Origin of the sequence: Dyella sp. C11, assembly GCF_003121485.1 — a bacterium.
GTDB lineage: Bacteria > Pseudomonadota > Gammaproteobacteria > Xanthomonadales > Rhodanobacteraceae > Dyella.
The window spans coordinates 116,283-137,860 of record NZ_QAVX01000001.1; the positions used below are offsets into that span (position 1 = coordinate 116,283).

General features: G+C 63.3%; 15 protein-coding genes. 7 read left to right on the forward strand and 8 right to left on the reverse strand.

Annotation, left to right across the window (positions count from 1 at the left end; translation table 11 throughout):
* Positions 1-100: 100 nt before the first annotated feature.
* The gene (locus DK366_RS00470) at positions 101-1,270 is read left to right on the forward strand and encodes a glycosyltransferase family 9 protein (protein ID WP_109123555.1); all 1,170 of its coding nucleotides are present in this window, start codon (positions 101-103) and stop codon (positions 1,268-1,270) included.
* Here the strand turns inward: DK366_RS00470 and DK366_RS00475 are convergent.
* Entirely contained in the window at positions 1,189-4,656 is a 3,468-nt protein-coding gene (locus DK366_RS00475) for an ankyrin repeat domain-containing protein (protein ID WP_109123556.1), read from the reverse strand. The two genes, DK366_RS00470 and DK366_RS00475, sit on opposite strands and share 82 nt — an antisense overlap.
* A gap of 117 nt (positions 4,657-4,773) precedes the next feature.
* The gene (locus DK366_RS00480) at positions 4,774-5,073 is read right to left on the reverse strand and encodes a YcgL domain-containing protein (protein WP_109123893.1); all 300 of its coding nucleotides are present in this window, start codon (positions 5,071-5,073) and stop codon (positions 4,774-4,776) included.
* Positions 5,074-5,419: 346 nt separating this feature from the next.
* Between DK366_RS00480 and DK366_RS00485 the strand changes: the two genes are divergently transcribed.
* Complete coding sequence (locus tag DK366_RS00485; RefSeq protein ID WP_109123557.1) at positions 5,420-6,859, forward strand: outer membrane protein transport protein; 1,440 nt, start codon at positions 5,420-5,422, stop codon at positions 6,857-6,859.
* A 203-nt stretch (positions 6,860-7,062) separates the two neighbouring features.
* On the opposite strand, the gene DK366_RS00490 is transcribed toward DK366_RS00485, so the two are convergent.
* The 5 genes from DK366_RS00490 to DK366_RS00510 form a co-directional block, all read right to left on the reverse strand.
* A complete protein-coding gene (locus DK366_RS00490) occupies positions 7,063-8,475 on the reverse strand; it encodes a coniferyl aldehyde dehydrogenase (RefSeq protein WP_109123558.1) in 1,413 nt (470 codons plus the stop codon).
* Positions 8,476-8,491: 16 nt separating this feature from the next.
* Positions 8,492-10,948 (reverse strand): TonB-dependent receptor, encoded by a 2,457-nt coding sequence (locus DK366_RS00495; RefSeq protein ID WP_109123559.1) that lies wholly within the window; start codon positions 10,946-10,948, stop codon positions 8,492-8,494.
* Between the two features lie 61 nt (positions 10,949-11,009).
* Complete coding sequence (locus DK366_RS00500; protein WP_232820856.1) at positions 11,010-12,155, reverse strand: SO2930 family diheme c-type cytochrome; 1,146 nt, start codon at positions 12,153-12,155, stop codon at positions 11,010-11,012.
* A gap of 10 nt (positions 12,156-12,165) precedes the next feature.
* Positions 12,166-13,410 (reverse strand): parallel beta-helix domain-containing protein, encoded by a 1,245-nt coding sequence (locus DK366_RS00505; protein WP_109123560.1) that lies wholly within the window; start codon positions 13,408-13,410, stop codon positions 12,166-12,168.
* A 168-nt stretch (positions 13,411-13,578) separates the two neighbouring features.
* Positions 13,579-15,171 carry an ATP-binding protein gene (locus DK366_RS00510; protein ID WP_109123561.1) on the reverse strand — a complete coding sequence of 531 codons (1,593 nt, stop codon included), beginning with the start codon at positions 15,169-15,171 and terminating at the stop codon, positions 13,579-13,581.
* 87 nt (positions 15,172-15,258) lie between these two features.
* On the opposite strand from DK366_RS00510, the gene DK366_RS00515 reads away from it, so the two are divergent.
* The 5 genes from DK366_RS00515 (at position 15,259) to DK366_RS00535 (ending at position 20,255) form a co-directional block, all read left to right on the forward strand.
* A complete protein-coding gene (locus DK366_RS00515) occupies positions 15,259-15,942 on the forward strand; it encodes a response regulator transcription factor (protein WP_157956411.1) in 684 nt (227 codons plus the stop codon).
* Positions 15,943-16,168: 226 nt separating this feature from the next.
* The gene (locus tag DK366_RS00520; RefSeq protein ID WP_157956412.1) at positions 16,169-16,534 is read left to right on the forward strand and encodes a hypothetical protein; all 366 of its coding nucleotides are present in this window, start codon (positions 16,169-16,171) and stop codon (positions 16,532-16,534) included.
* A 116-nt stretch (positions 16,535-16,650) separates the two neighbouring features.
* The gene (locus DK366_RS00525; protein ID WP_109123564.1) at positions 16,651-17,274 is read left to right on the forward strand and encodes a response regulator transcription factor; all 624 of its coding nucleotides are present in this window, start codon (positions 16,651-16,653) and stop codon (positions 17,272-17,274) included.
* Between the two features lie 364 nt (positions 17,275-17,638).
* Positions 17,639-19,093 carry a DUF1254 domain-containing protein gene (locus DK366_RS00530; RefSeq protein WP_198651372.1) on the forward strand — a complete coding sequence of 485 codons (1,455 nt, stop codon included), beginning with the start codon at positions 17,639-17,641 and terminating at the stop codon, positions 19,091-19,093.
* Between the two features lie 136 nt (positions 19,094-19,229).
* Positions 19,230-20,255, forward strand: coding sequence for a DUF1254 domain-containing protein (locus DK366_RS00535; RefSeq protein WP_109123566.1), 1,026 nt, complete (start codon positions 19,230-19,232; stop codon positions 20,253-20,255).
* 149 nt (positions 20,256-20,404) lie between these two features.
* Here the strand turns inward: DK366_RS00535 and DK366_RS00540 are convergent, their stop codons facing one another.
* Entirely contained in the window at positions 20,405-21,481 is a 1,077-nt protein-coding gene (locus DK366_RS00540) for an AraC family transcriptional regulator (RefSeq protein ID WP_109123567.1), read from the reverse strand.
* Positions 21,482-21,578: the final 97 nt, after the last annotated feature.

Here is a 21,578-nt window from a genome sequence, read left to right on the forward strand (position 1 = left end):
ATTTCGCTGCAGATAGGGAAAGATGGCGCGGCCTGAAGGTCGTGCCGTCGAGGGGCGGGCCGCCTGAGGGATCGGGCATTCCCGACGCCAGACCCTACGCATGAACCAGCGTGCATCGTTTCATCCCGTCGTGATCCGCTTCGGACGACTGGGCGACACCATCCTGTTGCAACCGTTGTTGCGCAAGTTGCGCCACCGTTATGGTGCTGCATGCCGGCTGATATCACTCGGCGAGTGTTCGCGCGTGCTTTATGAAGGCACCGATGACGTAGCTGAAGTGCGCCATGTCGACAGCCAGTACGGCTCCCTCTGGCTCAATCCGCAACGCTTGCGTACCGCGCTTTCGCTGCGTGAATTGCGTCATTCGCCGTTCTACATCTGCGAGCCCGACGTCCGCACCCGCACCAAGGTGCGGCCCATGCTGGCACTGGCAGGCATTCCGCCGGAGCACTGCGTGTTCATCGAAGACACGCCGTTAGGCGAAGGCGAGCACTGGATCGACTGGCTGATGCGCTTCGCCGACCAGACGCCCGCCGCATTCTCCGAAACGCTGGACTCGGACAGCGCGCTGCCAAGCGCGCCCAGCCTGGAACCGACGGCGATTGAAATGGGCGAGGCGCAAGTGTGGCTCGCCCGTCGCCACCTGCATGGCCGTCCACTGGTGCTGGTGCAGCCGTCGAACAAGCGCACCATGCGCTGGAACGGCGTGCGCAAGCGCGATGATGATGACAAGTCATGGCCGGTGGAGCGGTGGGCGCAGCTGTGTCGTGCCATCGTCGAGGCCATGCCTGACGCTCGCGTGCTGTTGTGCGGCTCGGCAGCGGAGGCGGGTTATCTCGACACCATTGGTCGCGCGGCAATGCATCCGCACGTAGTCGTGCCGCGCGAAGGTTTGCCGCTGGGCATGTTGCGCGCGTTGTTGCACATCGCCCACAGCATGGTGTCGGTGGATACCGGGCCGGCACATCTGGCCGCCGCCGTGGGGTGCCCGTTGGTGGTGTTGTTCGGCAATCGCTGGCCATCGATGTGGACGCCGCGAAGCGCGAGCGGCAGTGCTGTGCATGCCATCGGCGGCCTGCCCGACGTGCAGCGCGTCGATCACATTGGGCTGGATGATGTGGTGCAGGCGTGGCGACGTTTGCCACCACGCCCGGAACCTGTTGCGCGTCGCCTGATCGAAGAAGCGCTTCAGTCGGCGGGTTGGGCCGGTTGCCTCAATGTCTGCCGCACGCTGGGCATGGCCGAGCCGCTGCGCGCAGCGAGTTCGTGAGCGATATCCACATAACCGATGGCGCGTGCCACATCGGCAGGCGTACGCCCGAACGCGTCCTGGGCTTGGCGATCGGCGCCGCGCGCCAGCAATACGCGTGCCGGTGCGAGCAAGGCATGCATCGCGCAGGCATGTAGCGCGGTAACGCCACGCTGGTCGGCGTGTTCGAGCGAAGCACCGGCATCCAGCAGCACCGGCACCAGTGCGCCGATATGCGTGGGATCGCACTCGCTGCCCGGACGAAGATGCGCGCCAAGCAAAAGCAGCAACGGCGTCTTGCCTTCCTTGTCGGCAAGGCTCACGTTCGCCTCGCGCTTGAACAGCGCATCGAACAGGCGGCGTGCGCGCAGGCTGTCGTTGTGGTCGAAGCCGTATTGTGCGGCGGCATGCAGGGCGGCATGCCCGCGTTCATCGACGGCATTCACATCGGCGCCGCCGTCGAGCAGCTGCTCGACGATTTCGGGGTAACCCATGGCGGCGGCAATCATCAGCGCCGTGGCGTCGCCGGGCAGGCGCTGATCGACGCTGACGCCGTTCTGCAGCAGCAAGGTGACCAACGTTTCGCGACGCGCGCTGACCGCGGCCGCCAGCGGCGTCATGCCGTTGGTGGCGGCGAGCGACGCATCGGCACCCTTGTCCAGCAGCAGTGCTGCCACCTCGCGCTGGCCGGCACCGCAGGCATGCAGCAAGGCGGTGGCACCCTGGCGATCCTGGGTGTCGACGGCAAAGCCCAGTTCCAGCAAACGCTCAACGGCGGTGAGTGCACCAGCTTTCGCGGCAGACGGCAGATCTTCCGCGCGCAGCGGACGCGTGGGACGCATCCAGTCACCCCAGTTCAACCAGCGCTCGACGGCGTCGTGTTCCAGGGAAAGGCCAAGCGGCGTTTCGCCGTTCGCATCGATCGCTTCGGGATCGGCGCCGTGCGCCACCAGTGCGCGCACCAGCGGCAACGCACGCTCGCCGTTTTCCAGCGCGGCGAACAAGGGTGTGCGACCGCTGACATCGCGCGTGTTCGGATCGCAGCCGCGCGCCAGCAACGCTTGCAGCAGCGCTTCGTGACCGTAGGTGGCGGCAAGGTGCACCGGCGTGCGTTCGCGTGCATCGACACCGAACGGATCGGCACCGCGTTCGAGCATCACCAGCGGCAGCGCCGCGCCTTGCGCGCTGTCTTCAAGGCGCACCAGCGCCTGCGTCAGCAGGCCGGCGCCCGCGGGTGTCGCGCCTGCCTGCAGAAGATCGTCAACCGCTTCGGTGGCGGCAGGCAGTTGTTGCAGCAGTGCATCGAACAGGCGGCGGCCCAGCGGCGAAAGCGTGGGCTCCACGCCTTCCGCCGTCTCGGCGTCGTCCACCAGCTGCGGCTGCAGGCGTGCTTCAGGATCGAGTGCGTGATCGAGCAGCCAGCGGCGCGCCGCACCCTGGCCGGGGCTGGCAAGGTCCAGGTACATCTGGGCCAGCTGCGAAGGCGGCCACTCGCGCACGCGTTGCACGAAGGTGGACACCACGGCCCAATGGCCGAAGCGCAGCGCGTCGAGCAAATGAGCTGGCGTGTCCGCGCCTTCCGGCAGCGCGTCCATGCTCAGGCTGGCGGGCAGCGGCGTTTCCGGATCGAGCAAGGCAACCAGATCCCAGCGGCCTGCGGCAGCGGCGTGATCGAGCGCGCTGCGGCCATTGCTGCCAGCGGTCTTGGGCTCGGCGCCTAGTGCAAGCAGTGCGCGCACCACTTCGGCGTGCGCTTGCGGCGACTGGCAGGCCAGCGTGAGTGCGTCGCGGCCATGGCTGTCGCGGGCGCGGGCATTGGGCTGTGCTTCGGCAATCAGTTTCACGATGCCGACGGCGCCGGCACGCGCGGCTTCCATCAGCGCGGTGCTGCCGTGGCGATCCACCAGGTTCACGTCGGCGCCGGCGGCGCGCAGCGTGCGGGCAATCTGTTCGTGACCTTCGGCAGAAGCAGTCATCAGTGCGCTGCGGTGGCGTGCATCGACGGCATTGATGGCGGCGCGATGCTTCAGCAGCAGCTTCACGCCTTCGATGTCGTCGTCCGGCACGCCAGCGGCGGCGACCAGGGCCGGTTCGCCGTCAGCGGGCGTCGGCTTGGCGCCGTGTTCGAGCAGGAACTTGGCGACCGGCCAGTTGGCGGCACGACAGGCGATGGCCAGCGGACTCAGGCCAGCCTTGTTCAGTGCGTTGATGGGTGCACCGGCATCCAGCAGCATGGCGGCCACGATGGGTTCGCCACTGAGCACGGCACCGTGCAGTGGCGTGTTGCCTTCACCATCGGCAGCCAGCGCGCTGGCGCCATTGGCGAGCAGCGTCATCACGGCTTCGGCGCGGCCGTGCCAGCTGTCACGCGTGGTGGCGAGCAGCGGGGTGAGGCCACCGCTGGCGCGGTTCACGTCGGCGCCCTTGGCGATCAGGGCGCGCAACAGACGCGTATCGGGCAGCAGGGCGGCGAGCATCAGCACGGGGCGCTGGTCGCGATCGCCCTGCGCGGGGGCCGTATTCGGATCGGCACCGGCTTCCACCAGGGCAAGCGCGCGCTCGATATCGCTGTCGCGCGTGGCGGCCAGCAGGGCCTGGGCCTGTTCCGGCGTGCCTGCGGTGCGTTCCTGTTCGCTCAGTTGCGGCGCGGGCTTGGGCGCCGGTGCAGGAGCGGGAGCATCCACAACGCCGGCGGAAGGCTGCCGCATCGGGCGGCGTCCTTCGCACAGCATGGCGCGCAAGGTGCGGTTGGCAATGATCAGGCAGCCCAGCGGCATCAGCACGACGCCGTAGATCGCCAGCGCCGCCGTGCGCAGCTCCGACGGCAGCACGCCGTAGAGGCCGGTGAGTGCAATGGCGACGAAGGCCAGTGCCAACAGCGAGATCGCCGCCGGCAGGAAGTGCGTGAAGAAGCGATCCTCGCGCGACAGATGGCGCCCGAACGCAAGGCTGCGTGCCGTGGCGGTGAAGATCCACGAGCCATCGCTCTGCGCGGGATACGCGTCGTCCCACACATAGACAAGGCCAAACGCCGGCCACACACGCCACAGCGCGCCCAGGGCCACCACCAGCGCGCCCGCGAGCATCAACGCTGCACTCAGGCTCGGCGCCTGGTTGAGCTTGAGCATGGGCCACGCCACCAGCAGGAACACCAGCACCACGTAGCCGGTGAACATCACCAGGTGGGCTGCGCCACGTCGCAGCACCGTGCGGCCAAAGCGCGGTTCCGGGTCGAAGCCAATCGCGTGGCATACCGCCGCCATGGTCAGCGTGTTGGCGACCAGCAGCGGGATCAATGCGAGTGGATGGGCGCCGATCGCGGCGATCGCGGTAGCGATCAGACCGGGAATGAACCAGGCAAGGGCTTGCAGAAACGGAGGAGGGCGACGCGTTTTTGAGTAGGCCATGGGCGCGGAGTATAGGAATCGTGACGACACCAGACGGTAATCCCGTGTTAACGGCGTCGGTGATGACAAGCAAGCAGGTCCCGGCACGCGGGCCGCGCAGAGAGCACGAGCAGGCTCTTAGTGGTCGCAGTGGTGCGGGTCCAGCGGTGCGCTCTTGTAGGCAGGATGGTTGGCCGTGGCCAACGTCTCGTTCGGTGGCAGCTGCAGGTGCCAGCCCTTCTCCTTGATGTGCCGGAGCACCTGCATGGCATCTTCGTGGGGCAGCTTGCGCTCCCCGGTCAGCTCCACTTCGAGCACGAAGCGCAGGTCGCCCAGCATCAGGGCAAGCGATTCGGGAATGCATTCGAAGTCGTCGCGGCGACCCAGCCACAGATACGTATCGGGTTTGCGCTGGCTGGCATAGACAAAACAGTGCATGGCGGCACCCATCGGCAGGCTTCAGGAAGGGGCGCACCCGCGGGCGCGGTCTGCAAGGTTACCAGTCCCTTGTATGTGTCGTCCCGTTTCCACCTGTTACATCGCCAGAACACCATACGTTTGCGTTTGCGAAATGGGTGTCTACGCCATCTTCGTTAATCGCCCTCGAACGGCGTGCATGAATCGGCATTTCACGGGGAACTTTGCTGCGACCGCACTTGCAAGGCCTGCATTGAGCCGGCACAGTGCCCGCCGGGGGTGTCAAACGCGCGTATGAAAAAGGCGCGACGACGTCAAGCCCCTGCTACTACCCGAGCCAGATCAACGATAAGCAGGAGCATTGCTGATGCAGATGTCATTCCGTCAACTTTCACGTGCGGGCCGTCCGCTCACGCTCGCTGCGCTGAGCCTGGCGATCCTGGGGTCGCTTGCTGCACCGCAGCGCGCCCATGCCAGTGCGTTCCAGCTGCATGAAGACAGCGCCGCGGCGATGGGCCGCGCGTACGCGGGTTCCGCAACGGCTGGCGACGACGCCTCCGTCGTGGCCAACAACCCGGCCGCCATGAGCGACCTGAAGGGCACGTACTTCCAGGCCGACGTCACCGCCATCAACTTTGGCACCAGCTTCAGCGGTTCGGCGCACGACGCGCTGGGTCGTCCGATCAGCGGCAATGGCGGCGGCGACGCCGGCACCACCATGCCGGTCCCGGCCTTCTTCTTCGCCACGCAGCTGGGCGACAAGTGGCACGTGGGTGCAGCCTTCACCGTGCCGTTCGGCTTCCAGACCGAATACAACAACAACTGGATCGGTCGCTACAACGCGATCAAGTCCAAGTTCGAATCGCTCGACGGCACGCTGTCGGTGTCCTACGACGTGACCGACAACTTCGCCCTGGGCGTGAGCGGTATCGCGCAGAAGACCTCGGCTGAGCTGACCTCCGCCATCAACTACAACGCCGTGGGCCTGGGCCTGGTGCAGCAGGGCGTGGCCGCTGGCGCCATCCCGCCGGCACAGGCTGCCGCGCTGGCGCAGCAGGTTGGCACCATCGTGCCGCCGGGCACGGACGGCATCGCCCGCATCAAGGGTGACGACTGGGCATACGGCTGGCAGGTCGGTGCGCTGTGGCGCATCACGCCGAACGACAAGTTCGCACTGGATTACCGCTCCAAGATCTCGCACACGCTGGAAGGCACCGCCAACTTCACCGTGCCGTCCAACGTGCAGGCGCTGCTGAGCAGCCCGACCGTGGCCGCCCTGCTGGCCGGTGCGGGCGGCGTGCCGTTCACGCACACCGATGGCACCGCGCCGTTCACCACCCCGGCCGTCGCCACCGCCAGCTACTGGCATCAGGAAGAGCGCTTCGGCCTCGGCGCCGACGTGGCCTGGACCAAGTGGGATTCGTTCAAGGACCTGACGGTCTATTACTCGAACCCGGCCCAGCCGACCACCACCGAAGCCTTCAACTGGCGTAACAGCTGGTACGTGTCCATCGGTGGCGAGTACTACGCCACCGAACAGCTGACGCTGCGTGCTGGTATCGCGCTCGACACCACGCCGACCATCACCGAAACCCGCGATCCGCGCGTGCCTGACAGCACCCGCCAGCTGGTCTCGTTCGGTGTCGGCTACAAGGTCAGCAAGAACTTCGTGCTGAACGCTTCGTATGCCCACATCTTCGTGAACTCGGCTCGCATGAACGCCACCAGCTCCACCGGCGACGTGATCACGGGTGAGTCGGACGACTACGGCAACCTGCTGAGCCTGTCGGCGCAGTACAAGTTCTAATCGCGGCACGCTGCGAGACGAACCGACGTATAAAAACCTCCCCGCGCAAGCGGGGAGGTTTTTTTGTGCGCTAAACAAAGAGCGCGCGGCACACCAAAACCATGTGGGAGCGCACCCTGTGCGCGACGCCTTTCGCCTAGAAGGTGAAGAGCATCGCGCACAGGGTGCGCTCCCACAAAATCCGGAATCGTGGCGTTGAGGGCTTAACCCAACCGCATCAACAGCTTCAGCATCCGCTTGAACTGCGCGCCATACGGCGGATTGAGCATGCCCGTGCCATTGAGGCGTGCCTGGCGAAATACCGGCTTCATGTGCGAAAACGTCTGGAAACCCGCTTCGCCGTGATAACCGCCGATGCCCGACGGGCCCACGCCACCGAACGGCAGGCCGTGCTGGGCGATGTGATAGAGCGTGTCGTTCACCGTCACGCCGCCGGCATGCGTACGTTTCAGCACCTCGTCGATCACCGCGCCACTTTCCTCGAACAGGTAAAGCGCGAGGGGCTGCGGGTGACTGGCGATGTAGCTGATCGCCTCGTCCAATGAGTCATACGGCATCACCGGCAGCAGCGGGCCGAAGATCTCGTCCTGCATCACCGCCATGGTGTCGTTGACGTTGGTCAGCATCACCGGCGCAAGCAGGCGCTTGGCTGGCAGGTCGTGCGCATCGCTCATCGGCTCGGCACGCGCGCCTGCTGCCAACGCGTCGTCGCGAAGCTTGCGCAGGCGGTCGTACTGGCGATCCGACACCACCGACGTGTACTGCTCCTGCGCACCAAGTCGCGGATACAGCTTGCCGACCATCTGGCGCGCGGTGCTGACGAATTCACCCAGGCGTTCGCGCGGCACCAGCACGTAATCCGGTGCGATGCAGGTCTGCCCGGCATTCACCAGCTTGCCGAACACGATGCGTTCCACGGCATGTTCGAAGCGCGCGCCGGGGCCGACGATGGCCGGTGACTTGCCGCCCAGTTCCAGTGTCACTGGCGTGAGGTTGGTGGCGGCCGCGCGCATCACGTGATGGCCGACGGCCGTGGAGCCTGTAAACAGCAGGTGGTCGAACGGCAGCGCCGAAAACGCCTGCGCCACGTCGGCGTCGCCGTTGACCACGACGACTTCATCCGCCGAAAAATAGCGCGCCACCTGCTCGGCAAACAACGCAGAAAAGCTCGGCGTGTACTCGCTCATCTTCAGCATCACGCGGTTGCCCGCGGTGAGCGCGTCGATCAGCGGTCCCACCGCAAGGAACACCGGATAGTTCCACGGCACGATGATGCCCACCACGCCGCGCGGCTGCGGCATGAGCGTGGTGCGTGCGGGCAGGAAGACCAGGTTGGCCAGCCTGCCGCGCGCACGCATCCAGCGGCGCCCGTTCTTCAGCGAGTGACGAAGATTCGACAGGCTGGGGTAAAGCTCCAGCAACTCCGTTTCTTCCTTCGCCCGATAACCGAAGTCCGCGCTGATGGCGTCGGCAAACGCGTCGCGTTGCTCGTTGAGCATGCGCTCCAGCGTGCGCAGCCGCGTTGCGCGCACGTCCCATGAAGGCATGGGATCGCGCGCCTGCGCTTCGCGCAGGCGCAACAGGCTCGAGTGAAGCGACGGACTAGGCTCTTTCATGGTGACAGCCTCACAATTAGAACTTCGCGCGCAGTTCCAGGCCCCACATGCGCGGCGGCGTGATGGTGGCGAACGGCGTGCCGAACACCGACGTGCTGATGTTGTTGACGCCCGTGATGTAGCGCTTGTTGAACACGTTGTTGCCGTACAGGGCCACACCCCAGCGATCGCCCGGCGCATGCCAATCGATGCGTGCATCCGTGCGCTGCTGGCTGGTGCCGACCTTGAAATTCGGGCTGATGTCGCATTCGCCTTGCACCTGCGAATCGGAATTGCAGCGCGTGGCACCGCGATACGCCTGCGACAGGTCGAACTCCAGGTCGCCGTTGGCCACGCCATGCACAGTGTAGGACAGCGACAAGGCACCGGAGAAGTACGGCGCGCCGGTGGGCTGGCCGCTCAGATCGGTGCCGTCCGGCGCGGTGGCGGAGCGATAGGTGGAGTTGATGTATGCACCCATGAAGTTCACGCGGAAGCCGTCGATCGGCGCCCACTGCGCTTCCAGTTCGGCACCCTTCGCTTCCTGGTCGCTGCTGTTGACAATGTAGATGGGAATGCCCGTGCCGCTGTTGGGGTCCAGAGCCAGCGTCTGGATGTTGTCGTAGCGGTAGTAATACACCGAGCCGTTCAGCAGAAGGTTTTGATCAGGAAAAAGGGTCTTGATGCCTGCTTCGTAGTTGATCACCTTTTCCGGCTGGAACGTGGAGCCCACCTGCACGCTGTTGTAGCCACCGGCCTTGTAGCCCTTGGTGATGGAGGCGTAGGCCATCACGTCCGGCGTGAACTTGTAGCTGGCGACCAGGCGCGGGCTGAAGTTGTTCCAGGTGTTGCTGGCGTTGACGGTCTGGCCCACGGCCTGCGGGAAGATGAAGTTGCTGCTGTACGCATCCAGCGTGCCGGGCGGAAGAATGCCCAGGCCATAAAGGCCGGCCACCGTGGCATCGAACGCCGGCGCGCTGCGCGGCATGTTGTACCAGCTGAAGTCCTTCTCGTCGCGCGTGTAGCGCAGGCCCGTGGTGATGTCGAACTTGTCGCTCACGTGCCAGATCACGTCGCCGAACGCGGCATACGCCTTGAAGTTGCCATCGTTGCTGATGGCTTCCTTCCACGGATCACCCAGCAGCGAGAACGGCAGGCCGGCCGCGGCCAGCATGTTGCTGATGTCGGTGAGCGGCGTGCCGGCGCCTTCCACGTTGTTCGCCAGCGTGTCGAGGCTGTTGGTGTTGATGTCCGTCACGCTGGTCTGGCGCGCCTGCTCCTGGTAGTAGCTGACGCCGGCCACCCAGTCCATCAGGTCGTTGTTGCCCGAGAGCTTGAACTCCTGATACCAGCTGTTGTTGTGCTCGATGTTCGCCGTGTCGAGATACGTCACGACGTGATTGGTGCCGTCGTAGTCGCCGAGGTTGAACGTATCGAAACCACGCCATGCGGTAGTGGAGGAGAGATCGCCCCAGCCGAAGGAATGATCGATCTGCACCGTGACGCCGTCGAAGCGACGCGACTCCCGCGCGCCGATGGCATCGTTGTAGAGCGGTGCATGCAGCGGATTGAGATAGGTGGATGGATCGGGCGGATACGGTGCGCGTTCATTCGTGTCGCTCGACAGCGGCACCAGGCCGATGGCCGGCGAGGGCGTCTGGTTGAGCTTCTCGTGATCCCACGACACCAGCATGCGGGTGTTGTCGGTCATGTTCCAGCGGAACACGGCGCGCGTGCCCCAATCGTTGTCGCCGCCGTACTCCTTGCCGGTGGCGGCGTCCTTGATCCAGCCGTCGCTCTGGTTGTCCAGCACGCTCAGGCGCAGCGCCATGTCCTTGTTGATCGGAATGTTCACCAGCGCATCGACGTACTTGCGGCCGTCGTTGCCGATACGCACGCGCGCATCGCCTTCGAACTTGTCGGTAGGCTCGTTGGTGACGATGGAGATGGCGCCTGCTGCCGCGTTGCGACCGAACAGCGTGCCTTGCGGTCCCTTCAGCACTTCGATGCGCGCGATGTCGTTGAACGCGAGCAGCGAGCCGCCCGAACGTGCGGCGTAGACGCCATTGACGTACACGCCCACCGCGGACTCCGTGCCGATGCCGAAGTTGCTGGTGGAGATGCCGCGCAATTCATAGGTGGGCTGCGTGGGCTGGCTGGCATCGATCACCAGGCCCGGCACGAAAATGTCCATCTTGCTGAGATCCGTCGCCGCCAGCGTGTTGATCTCCTTGGCGGTCACGATCTGCACCGGAATCGGCACCGACTGCACTTCCTGCGTGCGGCTCTGCGCCGTCACGGTGATATTGCCGAGCAGCTTGGCCTTTTCGGGATCGGCGTTGGTGTTGCCGGCCTGCGAACCGCTGGTGTCCTGCGGCGGTGTCGGTGCGGCATCGCTGGCCCAGCCAACGGTGGGTAGCGCGCCAAGCATCACGGTGCTGCCGAGCAGCAGTCGATGCAGGCAAACGGACAACGGACGCGGACGGATCTTCATCAGCAGTTTCTCCCCTCGAATGTGAAAAAGCCGCGGCCCCAGAGGGCCGCGGCGTGTTGCTTTAATGAATCGCGACGCAGCCCCCCGACTGCGCCGCAATCCATGCCTTGATCAGCGCCACGCCTTCGCGATGCACTGTGCTTCGGCCCAGTTCCGGCATCATCACGCCCGGATCGGCCGAGTCCATCCGGTACGGCAGGATGGAGTCGTCGGGCTGGCCCGGAACGATATCGAACAGATGATCGCCCGTGCCACGTCCCGCCGCGACCGGCGGCTTGCAGATGCCGAGATGGCGGTCTTCGGGTGCTGTGACATCCAGCGTCAGGGCGGTGGTGTTGGCCGCTCCCTTCGGGTTGTGACAGTGCCCGCAGTTGATGTCGAGATAAGCACGCGCGCGCGCATCGAGCGAGGCGTGCTCATCCATGAAGTTTGCGTTCCGTGGCGCTTCGTTCGGTGCTGGTGCGCCGGTGAGGTAGCCCACCTTCATCAGGTGTTCCAGCTGGTTCTCGTCACTCTCCGCGTAGTGATAGTCGCGATTGAGATGACGAGCCTTCGGGCCGATGGGGTGGATCTTGCGCGTCACCCAATCCTGCGCGTGGCAGCTGGAGCACTGGCTTTCGTCGGGAACGACGTAGTTGAAATCTTCGCGTGCGTCGCTGTCGGCCACGAGCGTAAGCGGAATCACCGCGCCGGTACGCGCCAGCATCGCGTCGCTCTGGTCGTCCTTCCACACATAGGGAATGGCTGCCCAGCCCGATTCGCGATGCACGAGGATGCGCGTTTCGATCAGGTGCACATGCGAGAGATCCAGGCCTTCGCCGGCGAAGTCCTTCGACGTGTCGTACGTACGCGCCACGTCGCTGAACTTTCCATCCGCCGTGCGCGGGTAATAGAAAGTCTTGCTGATGATGGTGCCGACCGGGAAATCGAAGGTGTCAGTCGGGTTGTACTTCGCCGACACCCCCTTGGGCATCCAGATCGTGCGCAGCTTGTGCGCATAGTCGGTGAACAACGGCGTGTTGAGGTCGTACGGCACCACGCCCTGGTTGAGCACCAGCTTGCCGTCACGCACTTCCACCACGTGCCAGTCGCTGAGTTTTTGTGGCCGGCCATCGGCCTGGAAGGCCACCGGATCGAGATCGCGGTGGCAGCCGGCAACCAGCATCAGTGCCAGCAAGACGCTGGCACGCGCGAACCACTTCATCATCGGTACTACCTCAGGCCTTCGGTTCCGGATCGAGCACAACCGGCGGCAGCTTCGGCAGCGTGCACTGGTACGGCTTGGTGTCGGTGCTGGGATTCTTGTAGTCGTGCGGGCCATCGGCATTGATCACGCCCACGTCGCCGTTCTGGATGCAGAAGCGGTCTTCGGCAGGCGGCAGGCCGTTCACCAGGGTCTTCTCGTTGACGTAGCCGTCCCACAGGATGTCCGGGAATTTGCCGCTCAGCCCGAACACCGCCGTCTTCAGCGTCTTCAGCTTCAGGCCATCCGGCGAATCGCCGCCGCCCTTGAAGCGGTTGTCATAGATGAAGATGCCCTTGGGATACGGGTTGTAGTCGGCCGCGACGCCCTTGGTGTTGTAGTAGTTGGTGGAGAAATAGCTGGAAATGATCACGTTCGCCGTCTGGTTGTCGGCGATGTCGTTGTCGAAGATCTCCACCTTGTCGTTGGAGTTCACCACCACGCCCGAACCGCGCGGCACGCTGGCCACGGCGGCGCCCTTGGCGGCGAAGTTGTCGGTGTTGTTGCCGAACACCTTGTTCTTGAACACGCGTGTGCTGTGACCCGCTTGCGAGAGGTTGGGCATGTTGAACACCAGGATGCCGCCGGTGTTGTTGGTGGCGGTGTTATCGAACACGTCGGCATTCACCGAGTTCTCGATCTCGATGCCGGCCACGTTGTATTCGGCACGGTTGCGGCGAACCACGATGTTGTTGGACTGACCCACGTAGATGCCGGCGTCCGACGCGCCGATCACCACGGAGTCTTCCACCAGCACGTTCTGCGTCTTCACCGGATACAGGCCGTACGCACCGTTGGTGGTCTTGGGACCGCCGGTCCATTCCACGCGCACGCCGCGAATGGTGATGTTCCTGCCCTGGTTGATCTTGAGCGAGTCGCCCTTGGTGTCTTCCAGCGCGAGGTTCTCGATGGTGAAGTCGTTCGCGTTCACCAGCAGGCCCTCGGGGCCCACGACCTGCCCCTTGAACGAGAGCACCGTCTTGTCCATGCCGGCACCCTTGATGGTCACGCCATCGGTGCGCAGGCTCAGGCCGCGGGTAAGGTGATAGTGGCCCGCCGGAATGTCGATGACGGTGCCCGGCTTGGCGTCCAGCAACTGCTGCTGCAGCTTGGCTTCGAACGAGGCGTCGTCATTGCTCTGGGCGGGCGGTGCGTCGTGATTGCAGGCGGCCAGCGCCAGCGGCGCGGCAAGGGCGAGATAGATGAGTTTCTTGCGCATGGTGGCTTACTCCCCAGAAGCGACGATCTGCGTGACATCTCACTGTCTCGGAAACCGCGGTGCACAAGGGAGGGCAGAACGTGCATCGAAGGGGGGCAAATCGGCCAGTGTGACGATCGTTTGAAATCGCGCGCGGTAGGCGGGGCACCCTGATGCTCGCCCTCTTGCTCAGGCGGGCACAACCACCCGGATCAACGTTCCGACGCCCGGCGCGGACTTTATGGTCAGCACGGCACCCATGGATGAAGCCCGCTCCCTCATCGTCAATAACCCGATGCCGTCCTGATCGACGTGGCGCTCTGCGTCAAAGCCACGTCCGTTGTCGGTGACTTCGATCACCAGGCCTTCGGCCGACGACTGGCATGTCACTTCAATCAGCTCGGCCTGTGCGTGCTTGATCGCGTTGTTGAGCGACTCCTGGACGATGCGATACAGGTGGAGCGCTGTCTCACCGGTGGGCTCCCTGTAGTCAGGCTCGGCTCGCAACCGAACGACGCTTGGTCCCTCGGGTGGCAACAGATAGACCAGTGATTCAAGGCTTGCGCGAAATCCCAGGCGTTCGAGCATGACCGGCTGAAGGCCATGGGAAACGCGCCGAACATCAACGACCAGGGTGTCGAGATGTTGCTTGATGCGGATGATCTCCTCTCGCGACGCGTCAGTGGCGTTTTGCGACATCAATGTCATCGCATTCGCAATGACGGCAATCTGCTGGCTCACACCATCGTGCAACTCTTGTGAGAGTCGCCGGCGTTCGTTGAATTCCGTGTCGGACAGCCGAACTGCCAGATGCCTTAGCCGGTGAACATCTTCATCAATCCTGGTCTTCAGCTGGGAGCGTTGACGACTTTGCGTGGCGGCGACGTAACAGAGCAGCCCCATGCCCAGCGCCCAGCACTGTATGAGGTGCGCGCCCGGCTGTCCGGTCCATGCGCTCGCGCTTTGCGGGTTGTAGATGGCCAGGATGGCCGCGGGAACGGATGCAAACACCAGCGCAATTGACGCACCCGCCACCCCGAGCCGGACCGAAATGGCCACAAGAAGCGGGGCAGGAGCGAATAGCAGGATCGGCATCTTGCTCTGGTTGTTCGGCAGGGAGAACCACAAGGCAAGCAGCAGCGCGGCGAGAATGCCAAAGAGGGCAGCCGTTTCCACCGGTCGCTCCCAGGCCTTGTGCGAGAGCGTCGATGCGGGCCAGAGCGAAAGCAGCAAGGGTGTTTCAATCAGGACCCCCATCGCGTGCCCCGGTGCCAGCGATGCCCAGGTATGAAGTATTCCCGGACGCACGCCGGAGATGTCCCCAAAGTACGCTGTCGTGAATGCCGTCGTGGCGGGCAGTGCAACCACCGCGACGAGGAAAAAGACGAGCAGGGCGCGAAGATCTGAAAACAACGCGTCCTGGAAAGGAATCAGGCACCAGGCGACCACCGCCACCAGCACAAAGCCTACCGCGTAGGCTGCCATGCTGATCAGGAAGCTGACCGGGATCAGTTGCATGACCACCACGGTGCCGCCGATCCCCATCCCGAGACCCAGGGGTAGCCACTGCCGCCCGGGCAGTCTTAGACAAGCTGTCAAAAACAGACCGCCAGGTAGCCAGATCGTGCTGGTTTCCGCTGGTTTGAACAGCAGCAGGACGGTGAGCCCGTGAGTAACGAACCCTAGCGCAACGCCGATGAGCGCTATAGTGATCCAGCGGCGAAGTACGGCCGGATGGGCCGTGCGTTCTTCGTTCGCGTCAGCAAATCGTTGGGGCGTCATGTTCGTCCTGTTGACAGACCAGGCGGCGTCGCTTTGGCAAAGTTATAGAACCCGCCGTCCGTGCGTTGCAACTTCGGGAGAGGCAGCGTGAATGTTTCTGGCGAAACCCCCGAAGCGCTTGAAGAAAGGCACGTTCTTCTCGTGGACGATCACCGCGTGCTGGCGGAAAGCATGGCGTCCGTCCTGCGCGAGCACTTTGGAAAAGTCACGTGCGTGGCGTCCGCCGCAGGAATGATGGAAGTCCTCCTGGCCGCGCCTGGCGTATCGGTCGTCGTCTGTGATCTGGAACTGCCGGTGGTCGATGGCATCGAGGCGCTGCATGCAGCGCGGAAAGCGGGGCTCACGGTGCCCTTCCTTTTTCTCACCGCCCATGACGAACCCTTTCTCGCCCGACGTGCGCTTGAGTTCGGTGCCAGCGGCTACGTGCTGAAGAGCACGCCCCTGGCCACACTGCTTGATGCCGTGCGCATCGTGCTTTCTGGAGGCCGTTATATCGACCCCGCCATCAAAGCCAGCGCGTTGGCCGTCGGCAGGGAAGCAGGTACGCATCTATCCGGCGCGCAGTTGCTGGTCATTGCGGAGATGGAACAGGGACGAACGGCCAAGGAGATAGCGCAAAACCTGGGGCTGTCGGTGCGAACCATAGAGGCCACCAAGCGTATCCTCATGCAACGGTTCGACGCCCACACCAGCGTGGAGTTGATCTACAAGCTGAAGCAAATGGGGATGCCCAAGTTCGCATCCTGGCGCATCAAGAAGCCCCGGCACTGAGCCCGCGACGTGCTTCGCATCTGAAGTAACCCGCCTCCGCCTGACGGACCATCCTCGGGATCGGCCGCCTCCCCCTGGCTACGCCAATGTCTTAGGTAATTTTTGCGTAGCGCCTGGAAGGCGCGGCGCCGTAGCGTTGGGCCAGGGAAACAAGGGGCGAAGCACTGAATTCATGAAACCCCATGCTCACGTTGAAGCGGCAGTAACGAGCGGGTTGGACACCGACATGGTTGATCGCATGTGCGCGAATCACATCCCGCACAGCGCCACTTTCCTGGACGACGCCCCTCGAATTCCTGATTGTCCCCCTGACGCGGGTGCCTATCTACGGCGGCGCGACGAACTGATCGACGAGGCGGTATCGACTTCCTCTCCCGAACGCCAGTTCGATCTGCTTCGACAGGCGCTGGCGATGGACGAGCGCGTTGCGGCCTGTTTGACGCCACCGCCCGTTCTGATTCGGAGCAAGCAGGCCCAGTCACCCTTCGGGCATGGCGATTTTCTCGCCAGGCTGGTCAATGCCTTTCTGGATCGGAACGACCTTCAAGGGGCCGAGAGCGCCGTCCAGATGCTGATGCGGGGCCACCCATGAATGCGCAACGCGCGCCGGGATGGAAGGACATGGCCAGGATCGCGGTTCCACCCCGCTAGCTTTCTGGCACCGACGTACCGCAGCCGTCCGCTGCCGAGACGATAACGGAGCGCATCATGGGATTACCTCCTGCGATTGTCATAGCTGATCCCAACCGACTTGTCGGCGAATGCCTTTCCTGGGCGGCCAGTCGGCGCGCCACGGTAGCGGCGCTGGTTTCCACGGGCGTGGACCTCATTGCCGCAGTAAAGCAGCACAAACCGTCCGTCTTGATAGCCGATACCGCATTACCCGACCTGACCGAGTCCGAACTTCTGGGGTTCATGCAAAGAGAGGCGCCATCGACAGCCGTCATCTTCGTATCGGGCGCAGTCTGGATCGGCGAAGCGCAGGACGCCGTATGCGAAGGCGCGTCGGCACTCGTCTCGAAAAGCAGTGATGCGCGTGAGCTGGTGAAAGCCATTGACGAGGCGTTGGCTGGAAGACGTTACGTCGCAGCTACCGCAAAGGATTCCCGGCGAAGAAGCCCCGATGCATGCGGATTTCATTTGACGGCACGCCAGAAGCAGGTGGTCCGCTACCTGTTGAAGGGCCACAAGGCCAAGGAAATAGCGAAAATACTTGATTTAAGTACGCGGACCGTCGAATCGCACAAGTACAACATCATGCAAATACTGCAGGTCCACAATGGTCAGGAGCTTCGTGGTGTGGTGCTTCGCCATGCCGACGTCCTTAGGTAGGTCGTACCTTGTGTCACTGACTCTTGCGTCATGAGCGCGCCCGGGCAACCGAGTGGGGCCATGCCTCACTTGAATCCAAGCATTCATTTCATCGCCTGAAGCGCATGGACCATTGATGGAGCACGTGGCCTGCATCGGTGGGCTTTATCGTGAGTGCGATGCCAATGACGCTTGCATCCATGGTGCAAGCCAGTGGTGGGCGTGATCGGACAGCCCATGGCGCTTGAGTAATTCTACGTATATGTCACCCGGTAAATCTGCGCTTGTCGCTGATTGTCGTCATGCGGAAGCTTTCCACGTCGAACGTTCCCGCTGGCAGCGCTGATCTTGGCGCCAGGCTGCGCAAATCCGGGGCGTATGACCATTGGGTGGTATCACGGCTGGCCGCGGTCTTATTCGGAGCAAGCATATGTTGCGTCGATTAAAGGTATTCCTGGTCTTTGCTGCAGCTGTCTTTGCATCGCCACTCGCCATGGCGGACGGCGAACAGAGCACAGTCACGCCCACCGAAGCGCGGGCGATCGCTAAAGAGGCCTACGTATGGGGCTTTCCCATGGTGGAGTCGTACAAGACGCTCTATGCGCAGGCCATCGACAAGAGCGGTTCCAACTATCGTGCTCCGATAAATCAGCTGGGCAGCTCGGCCAACGTATTCACCGCCAGCGACACGGCGATTGTCACTCCCAATTCAGACACGCCGTACTCGATGATATGGATGGACTTGCGCGCGGAGCCGCTGGTTCTCACCATTCCGCGGATTGCCAAAGACCGCTACTTTTCCGTCCAGCTGATTGATCTGTACACGCAGAACTTCAATTACATCAGCGCGGGAACCACCGGAAAGGAGGGCGGAAACTACATGGTTGCCGGTCCGGACTGGAAAGGCGCGACGCCTCCGGGCATCAAGCAGGTATTTCGCTCCGAAACCGATATCGCCTACGGCATTTATCGCACGCAGCTCTTCAACGACAAGGATATCGACGCTGTACGCAAGCTGCAGTCGGAGTACATCGTTCAGCCGTTGAGCGCCTTCTTAAAAAAACCGCCGCCGGCAGCGGCACCCAGGATTGACTATCCGCCCTACGATGAAACCCGGGCGAATGACCTTGGTTTCTTCTCCTACCTCAATTTCCTGTTGCAATTCGCGCCCGTCCAGCCGTCCGAAGTGGCGCTGCGAGCCAGGTTCGCCAAGATCGGTATCGGCCCTGGCAAACCCTTCGACGCCGACAAGCTTTCGCCGGATATGCGCCGCGCGCTGACCGATGGCATCAAGGACGCGAATGCGGAAGTCGAGGATTTCAAGAAAACCAAGATCAATACGAAGCAGATCAGCAGCGCAGACCTCTTCGGCTCGCGTGCCTTCCTCAAGAACAACTACCTGTATCGGTATGTCGGCGCCAAGATGGGCATCTTCGGCAACTCGGGTAGTGAAGCGGATTACTCGGCTTATTTCGTGGACGCGGACAATCAACCGCTGGACGCTTCGAAGCATGCCTACGTCCTGCATTTTGCGAAGGGCGCATTGCCACCAACCAAGGCATTCTGGTCGCTGACCATGTACGACGGCAAAAGCCAGCTGCTGGTCGACAATCCCATCCATCGGTATCTGATCAATTCCCCCATGCTGCCGAGCATCAGGCGGGACGCTGATGGCGGGATCACGCTCTATATCCAGCACGCGTCCCCGGGGAAAGACAAGGAGAGCAACTGGTTGCCTGCACCCGATGGGCCGTTCTACGCCATGTTTCGCAACTACGATCCGGGTGACGCAGTGATCCATCGAACCTGGATACGACCGGAGATGACCAAGGTTCCCTGATCGAGATAGGGCGGTTGTTTTCCGTCTTCAGTGCGACATGTTCGTTCGAGTCGTCGGCAAGCCGGGTTCCTGTTTCTCCAGGTGCCGGCATCGCTTCCACCCCGTCAGTCGAAACGTTTTTGCGGAGGAAATCAGCATGCGTCAATCGATCTTTAGCGCCGCGCTCGTCACCGTCCTGTTGAGCATTGCGTGTGCGCAGGCAAAAACCGCATCCACTGACGTCGTTCCCGTGACGGTCAACAACTTCGCCCGCGCCGAAACGGACATGTACCTTGCATCCATCGTCAAGCGCGGCGGCTTGGGCACCATTCATTCGGAACGTGAGCCTGCCGCCATCGACAAGCAGGATGTCATCCGGCTCAACCGCGACACGCTCTATTCGTCCGGGGTATTCGACCTGGATGCGGGCCCGGTGACCATCACCTTGCCTGACGCCGGCAAGCGCTTCATGTCCATGCAGATCATCAATGAAGACCACTATGTGCCTGCCGTGGTTTACGGGGGCGGGAGCTATACGTTCGACAAGGCGAAGGTGGGTACGCGCTACATGGCGGTAGCCATTCGTACGCTGGTGGACCCCAACGATCCCAAGGATCTGAACGCCGTCCACGCCTTGCAGGATGCCATCAAGGTCAGTCAGGCCAGCCACGGCACGCTCGATCTTCCCCACTGGGATCCGGTTAGCCAGAAGAAGATCCGCGACGCGCTCCTCGTGCTTGCCGCTTCGACGAACGGCTTCAAGAATGCGTTCGGCCAGAAGGGCGAAGTCGACCCGATTGCACACTTGCTGGGCACGGCGGCCGGTTGGGGCGGTAACCCCGACAAGGACGCGACCTATATCGGCGTGACTCCGCCGAAGAACGATGGCAAGACGATCTACCATCTCACGGTAAAAGACGTACCCGTTGACGCCTTCTGGTCCATCAGCGTCTACAACGCGGCGGGCTATTTCCAGAAGAACAGCTTGAACGCGTACACGCTCAATAACATCACCGCCAAACAAAACGCCGACGGTGCGATAGTCGTGCAGTTCGGCGGTTGCGACGGCAAGATCCCGAACTGCCTTCCCATCATGCCCGGCTGGAACTACACCGTGCGGCTCTATCGGCCGCGGGCTGAGATACTCAACGGCTCCTGGACATTCCCGTCGCCGCAGTCATGAACGGCGTAGGTCATTTGTCTCCGAGCCCATATGGCGACACGAGCGCAGAGGGCTGATCATCGCTAGCCGAACGAATTGGGTGGGCAACCACGAGCCCATGTTCGACGGACCCATAGAAAAGAAGGCCCCGACATGGGGCCTTCGATGTTTCAGGCTGCGTGCTGGCGCGCGCTGCGTGGTGGCATGCCAGTCCATCGCTTGAAGGCGCGGCGGAATTCGCGGGGATCGGAAAAACCGATTTCCAGGCCGATTTCGGCCACGCTGAGCGTGCCACCATGGAGCAGTTCAAGCGCACGCTCGGCGCGCACGCGGTCGTGGATTTCGCGGAACACACGGCCGCCTTCGGCCAGGCGACGACGGAGCGAGCGTTCGCTCATGTTGAGCATGCGCGCCACGTCGGGTAGTCGCGGCTGGTTGCGCAGGTGACTGCGCAGCAAGCGTTCTACCGAGGCGACGATTTCCTGCTGCGGGCCTTCCACGTCATGCTGCTGCGTGCACAGCGCCAACGCCTGTTGCGCGGTAAGCGGGTTGTGCGTGGGCAGCGGATGTTCCAGCCACTGCGCGTCGATGATCACGCGGTTGTGGCGCGCGCCGAACAACAGCTCGCACTGGAAGAAATCCTCGTATTCCCTGGCGTGGGCGGGCCGTGCGTAGGTCAGTTCGAGGCGTATCGGGCGGAAGCCCTTGCCCGCCAGCTCCCGCGCGATGGCCAGCGAGCTGGCGAACAATTCCTCGCACAGGAACGGCAGCAGCGGCGCATCGTTGAAGCGTGGCCACACGGCCAGCGCCACTTCGCGCGGGCCGACAATCTCGAAGCTCACGTCGACCAGGCTGCCGCTCACACGGTGATGGGCGATGCCTACCTTCATGGCATCGCCAAACGTGGCGGAGGTCATCATGGCCAGGCCCAGCAACCCGAAGCTGCCGAGCGTTTCGGCGCGCCCCACGGCCAGGCCGAGGCCGGGTTCACCGGTGGCCTGCAGTGCGCGCCGAATCACGGAATGCGCCTGCCGGTAGGACACGCGCAGGGTCGGGTCGTTCAGTTGTTCCCGGGTGAGGCCTGAGCCGGCGAACCAGCCGTCGCAGCGCAACCCGCGCGAGAGGGCCAGCTGGGTGAGGTGCACGAGGATGTTCGGCGGCGTTTCGGCCACGGTGTAGCGCGCATCCGCGTTGGAGAACGCGGTCGCGGCTTCATCGGTGGCCGGATTGACGGCTGCGGACATCATCGAACTCAAGCTCCCACCCCCTGAGAGCGCCGGTTGGCCCGGCGAGGTCCCTTGATCTATATCATGGCCTACGGTCCTTCGCCTTATGCAATGCACA

Excerpts from the sequence above, each read along its gene's own strand:
- DK366_RS00470 (WP_109123555.1), top strand. The coding sequence starts at position 101 with ATGAACCAGCGTGCATCGTTTCATCCCGTCGTGATCCGCTTCGGACGA.
- DK366_RS00475 (WP_109123556.1), bottom strand. The coding sequence starts at position 4,656 with ATGGCCTACTCAAAAACGCGTCGCCCTCCTCCGTTTCTGCAAGCCCTT.
- DK366_RS00480 (WP_109123893.1), bottom strand. The coding sequence starts at position 5,073 with ATGCACTGTTTTGTCTATGCCAGCCAGCGCAAACCCGATACGTATCTG.
- DK366_RS00485 (WP_109123557.1), top strand. The coding sequence starts at position 5,420 with ATGCAGATGTCATTCCGTCAACTTTCACGTGCGGGCCGTCCGCTCACG.
- DK366_RS00490 (WP_109123558.1), bottom strand. The coding sequence starts at position 8,475 with ATGAAAGAGCCTAGTCCGTCGCTTCACTCGAGCCTGTTGCGCCTGCGC.
- DK366_RS00495 (WP_109123559.1), bottom strand. The coding sequence starts at position 10,948 with ATGAAGATCCGTCCGCGTCCGTTGTCCGTTTGCCTGCATCGACTGCTG.
- DK366_RS00500 (WP_232820856.1), bottom strand. The coding sequence starts at position 12,155 with ATGATGAAGTGGTTCGCGCGTGCCAGCGTCTTGCTGGCACTGATGCTG.
- DK366_RS00505 (WP_109123560.1), bottom strand. The coding sequence starts at position 13,410 with ATGCGCAAGAAACTCATCTATCTCGCCCTTGCCGCGCCGCTGGCGCTG.
- DK366_RS00510 (WP_109123561.1), bottom strand. The coding sequence starts at position 15,171 with ATGACGCCCCAACGATTTGCTGACGCGAACGAAGAACGCACGGCCCAT.
- DK366_RS00520 (WP_157956412.1), top strand. The coding sequence starts at position 16,169 with ATGGTTGATCGCATGTGCGCGAATCACATCCCGCACAGCGCCACTTTC.
- DK366_RS00525 (WP_109123564.1), top strand. The coding sequence starts at position 16,651 with ATGGGATTACCTCCTGCGATTGTCATAGCTGATCCCAACCGACTTGTC.
- DK366_RS00535 (WP_109123566.1), top strand. The coding sequence starts at position 19,230 with ATGCGTCAATCGATCTTTAGCGCCGCGCTCGTCACCGTCCTGTTGAGC.
- DK366_RS00540 (WP_109123567.1), bottom strand. The coding sequence starts at position 21,481 with ATGATGTCCGCAGCCGTCAATCCGGCCACCGATGAAGCCGCGACCGCG.